This is a genomic window from Ralstonia sp. SA306 (assembly GCF_054792405.1).
Genome location: NZ_CP096452.1, coordinates 394014 through 409410, shown reverse-complemented (window position 1 = coordinate 409410; position 15397 = coordinate 394014). Strand labels below are relative to the sequence as shown.

Annotated in this window: 16 protein-coding genes; 7 read left to right on the top strand and 9 right to left on the bottom strand. The window is 63.8% G+C overall.

Annotation, left to right across the window (positions count from 1 at the left end; genetic code table 11):
• The first annotated feature begins 1 nt into the window (after position 1).
• The 6 genes from M1D44_RS18425 to M1D44_RS18400 are packed head-to-tail and all read left to right on the top strand — an operon-like array spanning position 2 to position 4663.
• Positions 2-487 carry a hotdog family protein gene (locus tag M1D44_RS18425; RefSeq protein ID WP_316853574.1) on the top strand — a complete coding sequence of 162 codons (486 nt, stop codon included), beginning with the start codon at positions 2-4 and terminating at the stop codon, positions 485-487.
• Positions 484-1221, top strand: a complete 738-nt coding sequence (locus M1D44_RS18420) for a 3-ketoacyl-ACP reductase FabG2 (RefSeq protein WP_316853573.1) — start codon at positions 484-486, stop codon at positions 1219-1221. Before M1D44_RS18425 ends, M1D44_RS18420 begins: the two co-directional genes overlap by 4 nt.
• Positions 1221-2447 (top strand): beta-ketoacyl-ACP synthase, encoded by a 1227-nt coding sequence (locus M1D44_RS18415; protein WP_316853572.1) that lies wholly within the window; start codon positions 1221-1223, stop codon positions 2445-2447. Before M1D44_RS18420 ends, M1D44_RS18415 begins: the two co-directional genes overlap by 1 nt.
• Positions 2447-3691, top strand: coding sequence for a beta-ketoacyl synthase N-terminal-like domain-containing protein (locus M1D44_RS18410; RefSeq protein WP_316853571.1), 1245 nt, complete (start codon positions 2447-2449; stop codon positions 3689-3691). Before M1D44_RS18415 ends, M1D44_RS18410 begins: the two co-directional genes overlap by 1 nt.
• Positions 3692-3742: 51 nt before the next feature.
• Positions 3743-4177, top strand: a complete 435-nt coding sequence (locus M1D44_RS18405) for a hypothetical protein (RefSeq protein WP_024977579.1) — start codon at positions 3743-3745, stop codon at positions 4175-4177.
• A gap of 48 nt (positions 4178-4225) precedes the next feature.
• Positions 4226-4663, top strand: a complete 438-nt coding sequence (locus M1D44_RS18400; protein ID WP_024977578.1) for a hypothetical protein — start codon at positions 4226-4228, stop codon at positions 4661-4663.
• Positions 4664-4707: 44 nt separating this feature from the next.
• On the opposite strand, the gene M1D44_RS18395 is transcribed toward M1D44_RS18400, so the two are convergent.
• Positions 4708-5436, bottom strand: a complete 729-nt coding sequence (locus M1D44_RS18395) for a class I SAM-dependent methyltransferase (protein ID WP_316853570.1) — start codon at positions 5434-5436, stop codon at positions 4708-4710.
• A 153-nt stretch (positions 5437-5589) separates the two neighbouring features.
• Between M1D44_RS18395 and M1D44_RS18390 the strand changes: the two genes are divergently transcribed.
• On the top strand, positions 5590-6849 hold the full coding sequence (locus M1D44_RS18390) for an NAD(P)/FAD-dependent oxidoreductase (RefSeq protein ID WP_316853569.1): 1260 nt from the start codon (positions 5590-5592) through the stop codon (positions 6847-6849).
• Positions 6850-6895: 46 nt separating this feature from the next.
• On the opposite strand, the gene M1D44_RS18385 is transcribed toward M1D44_RS18390, so the two are convergent.
• The 8 genes from M1D44_RS18385 to flgF all read right to left on the bottom strand — a co-directional run bounded on the left by M1D44_RS18385 (position 6896) and on the right by flgF (position 15378).
• Positions 6896-7639, bottom strand: a complete 744-nt coding sequence (locus tag M1D44_RS18385; protein WP_024977575.1) for a YoaK family protein — start codon at positions 7637-7639, stop codon at positions 6896-6898.
• A 67-nt stretch (positions 7640-7706) separates the two neighbouring features.
• Complete coding sequence (flgL, locus tag M1D44_RS18380) at positions 7707-8666, bottom strand: flagellar hook-associated protein FlgL (RefSeq protein WP_024977574.1); 960 nt, start codon at positions 8664-8666, stop codon at positions 7707-7709.
• 67 nt (positions 8667-8733) lie between these two features.
• Positions 8734-10671, bottom strand: coding sequence for a flagellar hook-associated protein FlgK (gene flgK / locus M1D44_RS18375; protein WP_316853568.1), 1938 nt, complete (start codon positions 10669-10671; stop codon positions 8734-8736).
• Positions 10672-10786: 115 nt separating this feature from the next.
• Positions 10787-11872: a flagellar assembly peptidoglycan hydrolase FlgJ gene (flgJ, locus tag M1D44_RS18370; protein WP_316853567.1), complete on the bottom strand. Its 1086-nt coding sequence runs from the start codon at positions 11870-11872 to the stop codon at positions 10787-10789.
• Positions 11873-11888: 16 nt separating this feature from the next.
• Complete coding sequence (locus tag M1D44_RS18365; protein ID WP_024977571.1) at positions 11889-13022, bottom strand: flagellar basal body P-ring protein FlgI; 1134 nt, start codon at positions 13020-13022, stop codon at positions 11889-11891.
• 10 nt (positions 13023-13032) lie between these two features.
• Positions 13033-13785 (bottom strand): flagellar basal body L-ring protein FlgH, encoded by a 753-nt coding sequence (locus M1D44_RS18360; RefSeq protein ID WP_024977570.1) that lies wholly within the window; start codon positions 13783-13785, stop codon positions 13033-13035.
• 32 nt (positions 13786-13817) lie between these two features.
• Positions 13818-14600 carry a flagellar basal-body rod protein FlgG gene (gene flgG, locus M1D44_RS18355; protein WP_112187279.1) on the bottom strand — a complete coding sequence of 261 codons (783 nt, stop codon included), beginning with the start codon at positions 14598-14600 and terminating at the stop codon, positions 13818-13820.
• 40 nt (positions 14601-14640) lie between these two features.
• Positions 14641-15378, bottom strand: coding sequence for a flagellar basal-body rod protein FlgF (flgF, locus tag M1D44_RS18350; protein ID WP_024977569.1), 738 nt, complete (start codon positions 15376-15378; stop codon positions 14641-14643).
• Positions 15379-15397: the final 19 nt, after the last annotated feature.

Sequence of the window (15397 nt, the reverse complement as noted above, 5' to 3'; positions counted from 1 at the left end):
CATGACTGATACCGAAGTGAGGGCTGCTTTCCCCTTGGCTCCCATCGAATCGATCCTGCCGCATCGCGGCACGATGTTGCTGCTCGCAGGCGTCGAATCCTGGGATGACGAATTTCTTGCGGCGGTTGCACATGTCGACCCTGCCGCCTGGTATGCCGACACCCGCGGCAACATGCCCGCGTGGATCGGCATTGAGCTGATGGCGCAGGCCATTGCAGCACATGTCGGCCTGCTTTCGACGCGCGCTGGTCAACCAGCGCGGCCCGGCGTGCTGCTTGGTTCGCGCAAGTACGAGGCCAGCGTTCCCGCGTTTGAACAAGGCAAGCCGTTGCGCGTGGAGGCACGCGAGCTGTTGCGCGGTGCCGAGGGTCATGGCGCGTACGAGTGCACAATCAGTGCGGGCGGACAGCCCCTGGCCCACGCCATCATCAAGGTTTACCAGCCGACCGATTTTCAAGCATTCATCGAAGGGAGTCTCACGATATGAGCCGCCGTGTTCTTGTGACGGGCGCAAGCCGTGGCATCGGCCGCGCCATCGCCTATCAGCTCGCATCCGACGGGTTTGACGTCTCGGTGCATTGCCGCAGTGGCCGCAACGAGGCCGATGCCGTTGTCGCCGGTATCCAGGCGCAGGGTGCGAATGCAGGTAAGGCCCGCGTGCTCCAGTTCGATGTACGCGACCGCAACGCCTGCCGTACGCAGCTCGAGGCCGACGTCGAAGCGCACGGTGCCTACTACGGCATCGTTTTGTGCGCGGGTGTCACCCGCGATGCCGCCTTCCCCGCCCTGACGGACGAAGACTGGGACATCGTGCTCGAAACCGGCCTGGACGGTTTCTACAACGTCCTGCACCCACTCACCATGCCAATGGTGCGTGCACGCAAGGGGGGGCGCATCGTCACCATCGCATCGGTCTCGGGCGTGATGGGCAATCGAGGGCAGGTCAATTACAGCGCGGCCAAGGCCGGCCTGATTGGTGCAACGAAGGCCCTGGCAGTGGAACTGGCTTCACGCAACATCACCGTCAACTGCGTAGCCCCGGGTCTGGTCGAAACCGAGATGCTGTCCCACGTCGAACACCTGGACCACGCACTCCAGACGGTACCGATGCAGCGCGTCGGCCAGCCAGCCGAGGTGGCTGCGGTGGTGGGCTTTTTGATGTCGGATGCGGCGTCGTACGTCACGCGCCAGGTCATCGGTGTCAACGGCGGGATGATCTGATGAAACGGGTTGTCGTCACCGGCATGGGCGGTGTTACCGCCCTCGGCTCTGAGTGGAGTGAAATCCAATCGGCCCTCGAACAGGGCCGCAATGCCGTTCGGCGTATGCCGGAGTGGGATTACTTCGACACGCTGCACGCGCGGCTGGCGTGCCCGCTGCCGGCCTTCACCACACCGGCGGAGTACCCACGCAAGAAGACCCGTTCAATGGGACCTGTCTCGGTGTACGCCGTGCGCGCAAGCGAGCTGGCCCTGGCCGATGCAGGCTTGGCGGGAGACACCTCCATCGCCGATGGCCGCATGGGCGTGGCGTATGGCTCGTCGTCAGGCTCGGTGCAGCCCATCCGCGCGTTCGGCAACATGCTGGACACGGGCTCGATGCAGGGCGTCACATCCAACAGCTACGTGCAGATGATGCCGCACACGACGGCGGTCAACGTCGGGCTGTTCTGGGATTTGAAGGGCCGAGTCATTCCCACATCGTGCGCGTGCGCATCGGGCAGCCAGGCGATCGGCTATGCCTATGAAGCCATCGCGACCGGCAAACAGACGATGATGCTGGCCGGCGGCGCCGAGGAACTGTCCGCACCAGCCGTGGCTGTATTCGACACCCTGTACGCCACCAGCACGCGCAATGATGAGCCGCACCTCACGCCTCGCCCGTTCGACAAAGCCCGCGATGGTTTGGTCGTGGGCGAAGGCGCAGCCACGCTGGTGCTGGAAGACTACGACCACGCCCGCGCGCGCGGCGCGCGCATCCATGCCGAGGTCGTCGGTTTCGGCTGCAATTCCGACGGTGCACACATGACGCAACCTACCGCGGCCACCATGAGCCAGGCCATGCGCCTGGCGCTGCAGGATGCACGCCTGCCGCAGGACGCCATCGGCTACGTCAACGCGCACGGCACATCCACAGACCTCGGTGACGTGGCCGAGAGCCTGGCCACGGCCGAGGTCTTCCGCCCCACGATGCCGATCAGTTCGCTCAAGAGCTATATCGGTCATACGCTGGGCGCATGCGGCGCCATTGAAGCGTGGTGGACCATCGAGATGATGAAGCGCAACTGGTACGCGCCCACGCTCAACCTCGAGAACGTCGACCCGGCCTGTGCACCGCTCGACTACATCGCCGGCAGCGCGCGCACCCTTGATACCGAGCACGTGATGAGCAACAACTTCGCGTTTGGCGGCATCAACACGTCGCTGATCTTCAAGCGCGCTGCCTGATGTCGCTTAGCACTTCGCGCCCCTTGGCTGCACCGGAACGCGTGGTCGTGACGGGCCTGGGTATCGTAAGTTGCCTGGGTAACACGCTGGATGGGGTTTCTGCGGCGCTGCGCGACGGCCGCTCGGGCCTCTCGCACGTTCCGGCCTGGCAGGCGCTGGGGCTGTCGAGCCAGATCGCAGGCTTGGCCTCAGTTGAGGGCGCTCCGCCGTTTGCACGCAAGTTCGAACGCTTCATGGGCGAGACCGCGCGCATGGCGTGCCACGCGGCACGCAACGCCATCGGCGATGCTGGACTGGAATCGACGGCTCTGCAGACGCCGCGCGCGGGCTTGGTGGCAGGCTCCGGTAGCGGTGCATTGGCCGCGTATGACATCGCACTGGACGCCGTACGTGCGCGCGGCGTGGAACGGGCATCGCCCTATATCGTGCCGCAGGTGATGAGCAGTACGGTGTCGGCCAACCTTGCGCAGGTGTTCGGGTTTGGCGGCATCAGCTACTCACCGTCATCGGCGTGCACTACGTCGGCGCTGGCGATTGGTCAGGCTGCGCAATGGATCCGCTCAGGGCAGCAAGACATCATGCTGGCCGGCGGTGCTGAAGAACTACACGACAGCTATGCCATGTTCTTCGATGCCATGGGCGCGCTGTCGCGTGCACCGGCGCACGCGCCCGAGCGCGCATCACGCCCGTACGATGTGGCACGCGACGGCTTCGTGCTGGCTTCCGGCGCCGGCATGCTGGTGCTGGAATCGCTTACGCACGCACGCGCCCGTGGCGCCCGGATCTATGCGGAACTGACCGGCTTCGGGCAGAGCACCGACGTCGGCTCGATGGTATCGCCGCGTGCACCGGGCATTGCGCGTGCAATCCAGAGCGCAGTGGATGATGCCGGCACCCGCCCTGACTACATCAATACGCACGGCCCATCCACACCCTCTGGCGACGTGGAAGAGCTGCTTGCCCTGCAAACCGTATTTGGTACCGCCATGCCGCCGTTCTCATCCACCAAGGCCCTCACCGGACATCCCCCGGGGGCGGCGGGCGCGCAGGAAGCCATCTATACCTTGTTGATGATGCGAGACGGCTTCATTGCGGGTTCGGCCGGTATCGAAACACTCGACCCCGCGGTTGTCGGCCTGCCGTTGGTGCGCCAATCGCGTGCCGCTCGCATCGAGCGTGCGCTATCGATTTCCTTTGGGTTCGGCGGCAGTTGCGCCGGGCTGATGTTCGACGCCGTGATCTGACACCATCCTCGGCGATTTTCTCAACGCAATAAGAAGACAGGAGTGCTCTCAATGAAGAAACAACTACTGCTGGCCGCCAGCGCGCTTGCCATGCTCACGCAGGTTGCACACGCGCGCACAGAAGTCATGACGTACCCGATCCAGCCCGTGCTGCAATCGCAGCAATTCGCCCCCGGCGTGGCGCTCTACTTCGGCAACCAGGCGCACCCGGCAGTGGTGTCCAGCCTGGGTGAAGTCACGAAGTCGTCCCACCCGGCACGCAAGACCGCCACGGAGGTCGAAATCTGCAACGCCACGCTGGCCGATGCCCTGCGCCAGCTCGCAAGCGCCGCGCACGACCGTGGCGCCAATGCCGTCATCAACATCAAGACGTGGTTCCACTCGACCGAGAGCAACGACGTGAACAACTACACCTGCGGTGTCAGTGGCGTATCGGCGGCATTGCGCGTGAGCGGCGAGTTGGTCACGGTCGAGGCGGCCAAGTAATCGGCGTTCGTCGTCCGCACCCACTCACACTCGTTACAGGAGTCTGGAATGAAGCGTCACCTGATGCTGGCCGTGCTGTGCGTTGCCACGGTGAGCACCGCCGCGTTTGCCCGCAACGATGTCGAGGCGTACTCGCTCGATGCGGCCCTTAAGAGCGAAGGTTCCGACAAGGTGGGCAGCGATATCGCGCTCGTCTTCGCCGGCCAGAAGCACGCGGCGGTCGAGAAATCGATGGGCGAGATTGCCACCAACAAGAAGACCAATGGCGTCGGCCGCAGCGATGAAGCGGCGTGCCAGTATGTGTTCCTGTCTGCCGTGCTGGCGCTGCAGGAACGTGCGCGCCAGTTGGGTGGCAACGCGGTCATCAATATCAAGAGCAACTATAAGAACAAGCTGACCGAGAGCGCCACGGAGTTCACCTGCGGTTCGGGCGCGCTCATGTCGGGCGTTGCACTGAAGGGCGAGGTTGTAACCCTGAAGAAGTAGTGGCCAGCGGGCGCCGCCGGCCAGAGAGATCGGTCGGCGACCCCTCAGGCAGCCAACTTGGTGGCGGCGACATTGACGAGCGTCTCGCGCCGCTTGCCCGGCTTCGGATGGTGCAAGCCCAGGCGTTCAAACAAGCCGAAATCCGCCGCCCTGCTCCACCAGAGATACGGTAGCGACACGTTACGTTGGTCAAAATCGAAACCGCCCGCACGCAGCATTTGCAGATACCCGTCCGCGCTCTTTTGCACATGCATCGGATGACGGAACAGCAACCGGATGACCCACGACTTGATATACGCGTCGGTCGATTCAGCGAACAGCAGCACGCCGCCTGGCTTCAATACGCGGCGGAACTCCGCCAATGCGCGCTCCTGTTCGACAAGATGATGAAACGTCTGGTGGCAGAACACGATATCTGCGCAGGCATCAGGCAAGGGCAGCGCCGCGCAATCGGCATGCAGGATGTCGACCGGCGTGCCGATGGCACGGGCCGCCCTACGGGACGCCTCCAGCGAAGGCGCATGGCAGTCCACCCCGACAATCCGTTGCGGGGCAAACGCTTGCTCCAACAACCGAAAGGAAATGCCCTGTCCGCACCCCACATCCACCAGGACCGGCGCGGCAGGCAGCGGTTTGGTGATCAGACGTTTGAGGTCATTGATTGCAACACGCAGCACATGGTGCTCCCACGTATACGTGCGCAGAAACCAGATGCCGAAGGCGGTTTCCGGAACAAACGATCCGATATGCGCAGGCGTTGAAGTGGTATCCATGGATGAATGGTGTTGGTCTGAAAATCAAAACGGGTTTTCAAGGCTGGCGCATTGTACCGACATCGATCGCCGGTTTTCAAAGCGTTTGGGAAGACGTAATCTCGTGCGTTATCTCGGCCGGCCGCGAAAAGACAACGAAAATCACAACCGATAATGCACACAACTACCCAAGCAATCGAAAAGCACGAACATGTTGACGTCGCCATCATTGGCGCGGGCCCTTCAGGCGCGGTAGCAGCAGCCTTGCTGCAGCGCGCCGGGCGCAATGTGCTGGTGCTCGAACGCCAGCACTTCCCGCGCTTCTCCATTGGCGAAAGCCTGCTGCCCCAAAGCATGGCCTACCTTGAAGCGGCGGGCATGCTGCAAGCGGTTGTGGAAGCAGGATTCCAGTACAAGAACGGGGCGTATTTCGTACATCAGGACAAGCACGCCTCCTTCGATTTCCGAGACAAGCATTCCACTGGCTGGGGCACCACGTATCAGGTTGAACGCGCGGTGTTTGATCAAACACTGATCAAAAGCGCCGCCGAACAAGGCGCCGACGTTCGCTTCGGCCACACCGTGCGCGCGATGCAGCCGGGCGATGCGCCTGTGCTGGAAGTTGAAGACGAAGCCGGGAACGCTTATGCCGTTCATGCCCGCTTCGTGCTAGACGCAAGCGGCTTTGGCCGCGTGCTACCGCGCCTGCTGAATCTTGAAGCGCCGACCCGCATGCCAACCCGTGCGGCGCTGTTCACGCACGTGCGCGACGCCTTGCCCGCCGGCAGCACCGATCGCGACAAGATCTGCATCGCCGTTCACCCCGAGCGGCGCGATGTCTGGTACTGGATGATCCCGCTGGCCAACGGTCGCTCGTCAGTCGGCTGCGTAGCCGAAGCGAGTTTCCTCGACGTGCCGGAGGCAGAGCGCGAAGCGACCTTGCGCAAGCTGATCCAGGCCGAACCGAATATCGCAGCGCTGATTGGCGACGCGCCGTTCCTCATGCCCGTGCGACAGATCGGTGGCTACGCGGCCAATGTAGAGCGCCTCTATGGGCCAGGCTATGCGTTGCTGGGCAATGCGGGCGAGTTCCTGGACCCGGTGTTCTCGTCAGGCGTAACGATCGCATTGCGCTCGGCGGACCTGGCGACGCGCGTCCTCGTACGCCAACTCAACGGCGAAACCGTCGATTGGCTTGCCGATTACGACAAGCCGCTACGCAAAGGCGTCGATACGTTCCGCGCCTTCGTCGACCGGTGGTACTCGGGCGAGCTACAGGACATCATCTTCCACCCACGACATTCTCCAGGCATCCGCCGCATGATCAGCGCCATCCTGGCGGGCTACGCCTGGGACGAAACGAATCCGTTCGTGGTCAATCCGGTGCGGCGCCTGAATACACTGCACGAGGTATGCCGGCGGGAAATAGGCTGAGGGGAGCGCCGCTGCGCACGCCCGGGCCGATGCAGCCCGGGCCCGTTTACCGACGACGCGCCAGCAAATCATCCACCACTGGCACAACGGCCAGCAGCATCAGGATGGACGCCAGCGGAATCGTGGCGGCATAACCCAGATACTTGAAGCCCAACGCGCCCGCCACGCCGCCCACGAAGAACATCCCCAGCAACGACGCCAACAATCGCAGCTTGGGCCGATTGGCTACGACGGCCGGCAGGTTGCGGTGCCCGTGGTTCCAGTAGAGCGCCTTGCCCACTTCGATGCCGATATCGGTGGCCAGGCCGGTCACGTGCGTGGTGCGGATTTCCGCTTTCGAAATCTTGGTGATGATGGCGTTCTGCAGCCCCATCAGGAAACACAGCAGTGCCACGGTGGCCGGCACGAACACGACACGGTATTGCCCCAGCGATGTCCCCATCAGGCCGAACAGCAACAACAGCGCGGCTTCGAGCATGAGCGGCAACGCGAATTCGCTCTGCGTGCTGCGCCGGCGGCCCCAGTTGACGAGCACCGCCGTGCAGGCGGCACCGCAAAGGAATGCCAGCAGCGAGGCGAAGCCGGCGAGCACAAGGACAATATCGCCCAGCACGAGCGAGTCGGCCATCGCCGAGACGATGCCGGACATGTGGGAGGTGTATTGCTTGACGGCGAGGAATCCGCCTGCGTTGGCGGCGCCCGCCACGAAGGCCAGCGACTGACCGAGGCGCCGGTTGGCATCCTCTGAGCGTTCCGGGCTGGTCAGGCGGCGAAGATACTGGATAGGCATGACCAGTCCTGACGGTAGGTTAGCCGACATGATACGCCGCGCCACCCCACCGTCTGCCCGCGACAGATCACGGATTGATGTACTGGAACAGCGACATGCCCTGCATTGCCGTGAACGTCTTCTGCGCGGCCTGCAGCGACACCTGCTGCTGAGAAAACTGCGAAATGGCGGTGGTGTAGTCCACCGATTGCAGCTTCGAGATCTGCTCCTTCAACTGCTCGCCGTAGTTCGAGCCGCTGCTGTTGAGCGTGGTGATCTGCGCTTGCTGAGTGCCCACCGTCACCTGCGCTTGCAGGGCGACCTGATAGGCGTTGTCCAGATTGCCCTGCGCCGTCTGCACGGCCTTTTGCAGGTTCGCGACGTCGGTGGCCTGGGTGGCCGCGCTGATCGGGGTCGACAGCGCCGAGATCAGGTTCTCGTACGTCTTGAAGATGCTCTGGTTGGTGTTCGGGTTGGACGTATCCGAGTTGGGGATGCGCACGAACACCGAATCGCCCGACACCGAATTCGGCATCGAAATGTTCTGTGACACCTGCACCGTGGGCGGCTGGCCGCTACCAACGTACTGCACGGAACCGCTGGTATTCGTGAAAGGATCGGTCGTGCCGTTGGCGCCGCCAAACAGGGCCACGCCTGCGGCATCGCGCTGGTTGGCCGTCGACAGCAACTGCTGGTACTGCTGCTTGACCTGCGCCAGCACACCAATGCGCTGCGAATCCGTCATCAGCGAGGTGTTGGCCCCCACCAATGTCTGCTTGCCCTGCTGCAGCGTGGTCACCAGGTTGGTCAGCGCCGAAGACACGTTGGTCAGACGCGCGTCGGTGGCGTCGCGATTGGCTTGGTATTGATCGTTGGCGTCCTGCGTTTGCTGCAGTTGCGCCATCTGACCAAACGCGCTGGGGTTGTCGCCCGCGCTGTTGAGCGCGATGCCGCTCGCAATCTGCTGCTGCAACGTGAGCAGGTTCGATTGCGTGTTCTGCATCGAAGCGGAAGACGCTGCAAAGAATTGGGCGGTACTGACTCGCATGATCGGTCCGGACGGTAGGGCTTTAGGACGTTATCGGCAGGCGGGGCGATTTCTTCAGCCGCCCCGATCAGCCGCCGGCAATCGACAGCAAGCTGGCAAACAGCGAATTGGCCGTCTGCATCACCTTGGCCGAGGCCTGGTAGGCCTGCTGATACTTCATCAGGTTCATCGCCTCGTCATCGAGGTTCACCCCGGAAACCGACTGCTGCTGTTGCGTGGAGCTGGCCAGCAGCGCCTTCTGCGAGGTCAGGTTGGTGCTGGCCCGGTTGGCCTGCACACCCACCTGGGTGACGAGGTTGTTCCACGCCGTGCCGATCGACGTCGTGCCGCCGTCAAGCAGGTTGCTGTTGCGCAGCTTGGCCAGCGCGCTGGCGTTGCCGTTGTCGGTGCTGTTGGCGGTGTTGGCCGAAATGGTGAACGTGTCGCCATTGCCGGGCGAGCCCGAAAGCGTCATCTGCACGCCGTTGAACGCATACGTCGCGCCCTGCGTGTACGGCGCCGTGCCGCCCGTGTACGTGGTGGACGTGCCGCCCGCCGTGACCGTCACACTGCCCGGGAACCCCGACAGCGAGCCGCCGACGGCCGAGCTGTACGTCAGGTTGATTGGCGAGGTGAGCGGCGAACCGGCATACGTGCTGTCCACGCCCAACGACGACACCGTGGTACTGCCCGTGTTGTTGCTGCCCTGGTTGAGCACCACGGGCGAGGCCGCGGCCACGTTGTGGTAGTCGGTGGTGAGCGTCTGCATGGTGGCGGCCGCGTTGGCGGTCGGACGCACCAGGAAGGAATCGCCGCTGTTCATCGTGCCCGACAGGTTCAGCGTGACGCCGTCAATCGTGGTCGGCCAGCTCGACACCGTTACAGAGGCGGAGCCGTCCGGATAGTGCGAAACGGTGTAGGCGCCGCCCTGGTACTTGACCTGATAGTCGTAGCCTTGCCCCGCATTGGCGTTGGTGATGCTGGCAGTGAGCGTGCCGCTGCCGGTGTTGTTGGTGCTGGGTGCAACGCTCGGGCTGGCCACGGAGAAGAGGTCCGTGCCCATCTTGCCGTTGGCGTCCATGCCGAGCTTGTTCTGCGCATTCACGTCGGCCGTCACGGCCGTGGCCAGGCGGCCCAGGCTGTTCTGCGCCGGAATGAGCGTGTTGCTGCGGAAGTCCATCAGGCCGCCCAGCGCACCGCCGCCGAGCTGGCTGTCGTCGATGTTGACCGTGCCGCCCGGGCTCTTGTACCCCACCGACAGTTGCGTCGGATCGTACTGCGACGGCACCGCCGTCAACTGGTAGCTCTGATTGCCCTGCACCAGCGCCTGGCCGTTGCCCACGTAGATGTTGAACTGGCCGTCGCCGGTCTGCACCACGCTCGCCTTGATCGACTGGTTGAGCGTCTGCACGAGCTGGTCGCGCTGGTCACGCAGATCATTGGCCGGCTGGCCGGTCGACGCTTCCGCCTTGGAAATCTGATCATTCAACGAAGCGATCTGCTGCGCGGTGCCATTGACCGAGCTGATCTGCGTCTGCACCTGCGTATTGACCTGGTTGCTGAGCGAACTCAGCTGCCCGGCAATCGAATTGAAGCGGCTTTGCAGGCCCGCGGCCGCGTTCAGGAAAACCTGGCGAGCGGTGGTATCCGACGGCTTGGAGGCCAGGCCATCGGCGGCATTGAAGAAACTGGTGAGCGACGAAGTCAGGCCGCTGTTGCTGTCCGACATGTACTTGCTCAGGCCCGACACCAGGCTGTTGAGCTGGTCGGCCGCGCTGGTCGAAGCCTGGCCGCTTTGTACCTGCGCAGTCAGGAACTGGTCGTAGATGCGCTTGACTGTCGTGACATTGGCGCCCTGGCCGAGATAGCCCACGCCGGCGTACAGCGGAATGTTTTCCGTCTGCACGGCTTCCTGGCGTGAATAGCCGGGGGTGCTGGCGTTGGCAATGTTGTTGCCGGTCACTTGCAGGTTGATATCGGCAACCCGCAGGCCGGACGCGCCAATATTCAGAAGGGAGCTGCTCATAGTTGTCTCGGTGCGGGCAGCATGACGCCGCCGAAATAAGCTCTAGAAACAACATCGGCCGGACAAGCGCAAACTTGAGCCGGCCGTCGTCGCCAAAATATGCTTCTTGGATCACTCAAACGATCTGCTTGAGCACCGCCATGATCTTGTGGGCGTAGTTCGGATCGGTGGCGTAGCCCGCGCGCTGCAAGCCCTTGGCGAACGATGCCGCGTCGTTGCCGTTGCCGGCCGCCACAACGTTGCTGTAGCGCGGGTTGTTGGCCAGCAGGTTGGCGTAGTCCTTGAACGCCTCGGCATATGAGCTGTAGGCGCGGAATTTCTCCTGGACCTTATGGGCGACGCCGCCAATGTATTCGGTGGTCGTCACCGTGGCGGTCTTGCCGGCCCACGAGCCACCGGCCTTGATGCCGAACAGGTTGTGCGTGTTCGTGCCGTCCTTTGCCTTGATCTCGCGACGGCCCCAGCCGGATTCCAGCGCGGCATGGCCGATCATGAAGTTGGCCGGAATGCCGGTTTCCTGCGCGGCCTGCGATGCGTGGCCGATCAGCTTGTTGTAGAAGCTGGTCATGCGCTCGCCGCGCGGCTCAGACGCCACCGTCGACAGGTCAACGTCGGGCGGCGCGCTCGGGGTCTGCGCCTGCGCATCCGCCTGCTTGCGCAGGGCGGCCAGTGCACGTTGCACGCGTTCTTCCAAGCCCGGGCGCGGCACAGTGCTGATGCCCGAACCGTCGTCTTCCGTGCCTGGCGCGACGGCCGCGGCCATGCTGTTGAGCGACGAGCGGGCGATGGCCTTGGCGGCATCGCTCGTGGAGCCGGCAGCACCTGGCAGCGCGGTATTGGTGGCCGTCGTGTTGGACAGGGCGGTGTTCACCTTGCCGCCCGCATCCGGGTTCACATGCGTGGCCTGACGCAGCATCTGCTTCAGAAGCTGGTCTGCCACGCCCACGCCGCGCGAGGCCATGGTCTGCGAAAGCTGCTGATCGAGCATCGACGTGTACATCTTGCTCGACGACGAATCGAGCGGCCCGTTCTGCGGCGTTGCATCGCGCATCTGCTTGAGCATCATGTTCACGAAGATCGCGTCGAACTGCTTGGCGACGGTCTTGGCGGCGCCGGTCGGGTCGGTACGCGCCGTTTGCTTGAGCGACTCGAAACCCTTGGAATCGAGCGCCAGGCGGCTGGTGAGGTCGGTTTGGTTCATCGTGGCCTCCCCAGCGTCAGATGATTTCCAGATCGGCGCGCAGCGCATTGGCCGCCTTCATCGCCTGCAGGATCGAGATCAGGTCTTGCGGGTTGGCGCCAATCGCGTTGATGGCCTTGACCACGTCCGCCAGATTGGTGCCGCCCTTCACGTTGATAAGGCTGCCGCCTTGCTGCTTGACCTCGATGTTCGAGCGCGCTGCGGCCACCGTCTGCCCTTGCGAGAACGGCGCCGGCTGGCTCACGACCGGATCTGTGCTGATGGTGACCGACAGGCTGCCGTGCGCCACCGCGCAGGGCTCGAGCTTGACGAGCTGGTTCATGACCACCGAGCCCGTGCGGGCGTTGATCACCACACGTGCGGCGGCCAGCGCCGGCGTCACGTCAATGTTCTGGAGCTTGGCCAGGAAACCGACGCGGTCCGACGCCAGGGCCGGTGCGCGCACGTTGACCGTGCGGCCGTCCGCGGCTTGCGCCGTATCCGAGCCGAACTGCTTGTTGATGGCCGTGACGATGTTCTGCACGGTGCCGAAATCCGTCGTGCCGGTATCGAGCTGGATACTGCCCGCCTCGCCCACCGTGGCCTGCACGGCGCGCTCCACCGTGGCGCCATTGGCGATTCGGCCAGCGCCGAGCTGGTTGATCTGCACCTTGCTGCCATTGGCAGATGCGCCCGCGCCGCCAATCACCACGTTGCCTTGTGCCAATGCGTAAAGTTGGCCATCCACGCCCTTGAGCGGCGTGAGCAGCAGCGTGCCACCACGCAGGCTCTTGGCGTTACCGATGGACGACACCGTCACGTCGATGGTCTGGCCTGGCCGCACAAAGGCAGGCAGCGTGGCCGTCACCACCACGGCGGCGGTGTTCTTGAGCTGGATGCTCGCGCCGGCCGGCACATTGATGCCGAACTGCGTGAGCATGTTGTTGAAGCTCTGGACCGTGAACGGGGTTTGTGTGGTCTGGTCGCCGCTGCCGTCCAGGCCGACGACAAGGCCGTAGCCGATCAGCGCGTTGTCGCGCACGCCGGCAACGGTGGTCAGATCCTTGATGCGATCCGCGTGTGCCGTTGTCGGAACAACCGCCGAGATTGCGCTCAGTGCCACCAGGGCCGCGCCAAGGGTTCGATACAACCTCGTTCGATGCAAAGTCATGGCAGATCCCTTAGAACGGTGACACGGTCAGGAAGAACCGCGACAGCCAGCCCATCTGCTGCGACTCGGCCACATAGCCCGTGCCGCGGTATTCCATGCGTGCGTCCGCCACCTGGGTGGACAGCACGGTGTTTTGATTGTTGACGGTGGTCGGGTTGACCACGCCGGAGAACTTGATCGACTCGGTGCCCTGGCCCACGGCCATCTGCTTCTCGCCGCTGACCACCAGGTTGCCGTTGCCCAGCACTTCCACCACGGTCACGGTAATCGTGGCCGTGAAGTTGTTCTGCGCACCGTTGGCGCCCTTGCTGTCGAACTTGTTGGCGTCGCTGGCCGACACACCCAGCAGCGAGAGCACGCCAGCGTTCATGCCGGCGAAGGTCGGCACCGAAGCGCTCATGCTGCCCGTGCGGTTGACGCTGCCGGAGGTCTGCTTGCTGGCCGCCGTGTTCTCGGTGATCACGATCGTGATCGTGTCGCCCACCATGTGGGCGCGGCGGTCTTCAAACATCCCGCGGAAACCACCACTGCCCGATGCCACTTCCTGGTAGATCGCCCCGTTCTGGCGCGGCGCCATCACCGGCATCGGTGGGCGCGCGGTTGTCGGACCCTGCACGATCGGGGCCGGCGGCGGCAGCATGCCGCACGCCGTAGCGAGCAAGGCGGCCGTGCCAAGCACGGCCAATCGAACGACTCGAACAGCAGACACAGCGCGGCCGCTGTGCTTGCCATTCTGGAGCGAGTAAACCGGGGGGGTATGCATCGCACTACATCCTCAAAAACTGCGCCGTCAGCTCAAAGCTGAGACAGCTTCTCCAGCATCTGGTCCGACGTCTGGACCGACTTGCTGTTGATCTCATACGCACGCTGCGTCTGGATCATGTTGACCATTTCTTCCACCACGTTCACGTTGGACGTTTCAACGTAGTTCTGATTGAGCGCGCCCACGCCATTCGAGCCCGGGTTGGCCAGGTTGGCCGTGCCCGACGCTTCGGTTTCGGCGTACAGGTTTTCGCCCATGCTGCGCAGGCCGGCCGGGTTGATGAAGTTGGCCAACTGGAACGTGCCCACCTGCGTGTTGTTGACCGCGCCCGGCGTGGTGACCGTCACAACGCCGTCCTTGCCGATGGTCAGGCTGGTGGCGTTCTGCGGCACCGTCACGGCCGGCTGGACCGGGTAACCGCTCGAGGTCACGAGCTGCCCCTGCGCGTTGATCTGAAAGCTACCGTCACGCGTGTAGGCCAGCGTGCCGTCGGGCATCTGCACCTGGAAGAAGCCGTTGCCGTTGATGGCCACGTCAGTCGAGTTGCCCGTCTGCTGCAGGTTGCCCTGCGTGTGCAGACGCTCGGTGGCGACGATGCGCGTACCCGTACCGATCTGCATGCCCGAAGGCAGCGTGGTCTGCTGCGACGACTGCGCACCCGGCTCGCGCACGTTCTGATACAGCAAGTCTTCGAACACGGCGCGCGAGCGCTTGAAGCCCGTCGTGTTGACGTTCGCCAGGTTGTTCGAGATGACATCCAGCTGCGATTGCTGGGCGTCCATCCCGGTTTTGGAAATCCACAGGGAGCGAATCATGTTCGAGTCCTTGGTTGATTCAATTCATTGCGCCGGCCGTTCAGGCGTGGCGCAGCAGTTCATTGGCCGACTGGGCGTTCGTGTCGCTCGTGTGCAGCGACTTCATCTGCATTTCCAGTTGGCGCGAGATTTCGATCATGTTGACCAGCGAGTCGGTCAGGTTGACGTTGCTGCCCTCCAGCGCCCCGCCTGTCACACGAACTTTTTCATCCACATCGGCGTCCTGGCCGTCGCGCTGGCGGAACAGGCCGTCGGCGCCGCGGTCGATGTTCGACGGGTCGATGCTCACCAGCTTCAGACGGCCCAGCGACACGGGCGGCGTACGGCTGTCCGCGCTGATCGCGTTGACCGTGCCGTCCTTGGCAAACTGCACCGTGGTGTCGGGCGGCAGCGTGATCGGGCCGCCGTCGCCCAGCACCGGCTGGCCGGAGAGCGTCTGGATCGTGCCGTCAGGACCGAGCTGGAACGTACCGGCGCGGGTGTAAGCCTCGCCGCCATCGGGCGTCTGCACGGCAAAGAAGCCTTGCCCGTCGATGGCCACGTCCAGGCTGCGGCCCGTGGTCTCGATCGGGCCAGGCGCGAGGTCCGTACCGATAGCCGATGCCATCACATAGCTGCGCGTGGGCGAGCCATCGCCTTGCACACCCACCGTATGGAACGCGTCGATCTGCGCCTTGAAGCCGGTGGTGCTGGCGTTGGCGAGATTGTTGGCGCTGGCAGCCTGTTGATCGAACAGGTGCTTTACGCCAGTCATCGACACGTAGATCGAGCGGTCCATACGAGTGTCCTTGGTGTGC

Excerpts from the sequence above, each read along its gene's own strand:
- M1D44_RS18425 (WP_316853574.1), top strand. The coding sequence starts at position 2 with ATGACTGATACCGAAGTGAGGGCTGCTTTCCCCTTGGCTCCCATCGAA.
- M1D44_RS18420 (WP_316853573.1), top strand. The coding sequence starts at position 484 with ATGAGCCGCCGTGTTCTTGTGACGGGCGCAAGCCGTGGCATCGGCCGC.
- M1D44_RS18415 (WP_316853572.1), top strand. The coding sequence starts at position 1,221 with ATGAAACGGGTTGTCGTCACCGGCATGGGCGGTGTTACCGCCCTCGGC.
- M1D44_RS18410 (WP_316853571.1), top strand. The coding sequence starts at position 2,447 with ATGTCGCTTAGCACTTCGCGCCCCTTGGCTGCACCGGAACGCGTGGTC.
- M1D44_RS18405 (WP_024977579.1), top strand. The coding sequence starts at position 3,743 with ATGAAGAAACAACTACTGCTGGCCGCCAGCGCGCTTGCCATGCTCACG.
- M1D44_RS18400 (WP_024977578.1), top strand. The coding sequence starts at position 4,226 with ATGAAGCGTCACCTGATGCTGGCCGTGCTGTGCGTTGCCACGGTGAGC.
- M1D44_RS18395 (WP_316853570.1), bottom strand. The coding sequence starts at position 5,436 with ATGGATACCACTTCAACGCCTGCGCATATCGGATCGTTTGTTCCGGAA.
- M1D44_RS18390 (WP_316853569.1), top strand. The coding sequence starts at position 5,590 with ATGCACACAACTACCCAAGCAATCGAAAAGCACGAACATGTTGACGTC.
- M1D44_RS18385 (WP_024977575.1), bottom strand. The coding sequence starts at position 7,639 with ATGCCTATCCAGTATCTTCGCCGCCTGACCAGCCCGGAACGCTCAGAG.
- flgL (WP_024977574.1), bottom strand. The coding sequence starts at position 8,666 with ATGCGAGTCAGTACCGCCCAATTCTTTGCAGCGTCTTCCGCTTCGATG.
- flgK (WP_316853568.1), bottom strand. The coding sequence starts at position 10,671 with ATGAGCAGCTCCCTTCTGAATATTGGCGCGTCCGGCCTGCGGGTTGCC.
- flgJ (WP_316853567.1), bottom strand. The coding sequence starts at position 11,872 with ATGAACCAAACCGACCTCACCAGCCGCCTGGCGCTCGATTCCAAGGGT.
- M1D44_RS18365 (WP_024977571.1), bottom strand. The coding sequence starts at position 13,022 with ATGACTTTGCATCGAACGAGGTTGTATCGAACCCTTGGCGCGGCCCTG.
- M1D44_RS18360 (WP_024977570.1), bottom strand. The coding sequence starts at position 13,785 with ATGCATACCCCCCCGGTTTACTCGCTCCAGAATGGCAAGCACAGCGGC.
- flgG (WP_112187279.1), bottom strand. The coding sequence starts at position 14,600 with ATGATTCGCTCCCTGTGGATTTCCAAAACCGGGATGGACGCCCAGCAA.
- flgF (WP_024977569.1), bottom strand. The coding sequence starts at position 15,378 with ATGGACCGCTCGATCTACGTGTCGATGACTGGCGTAAAGCACCTGTTC.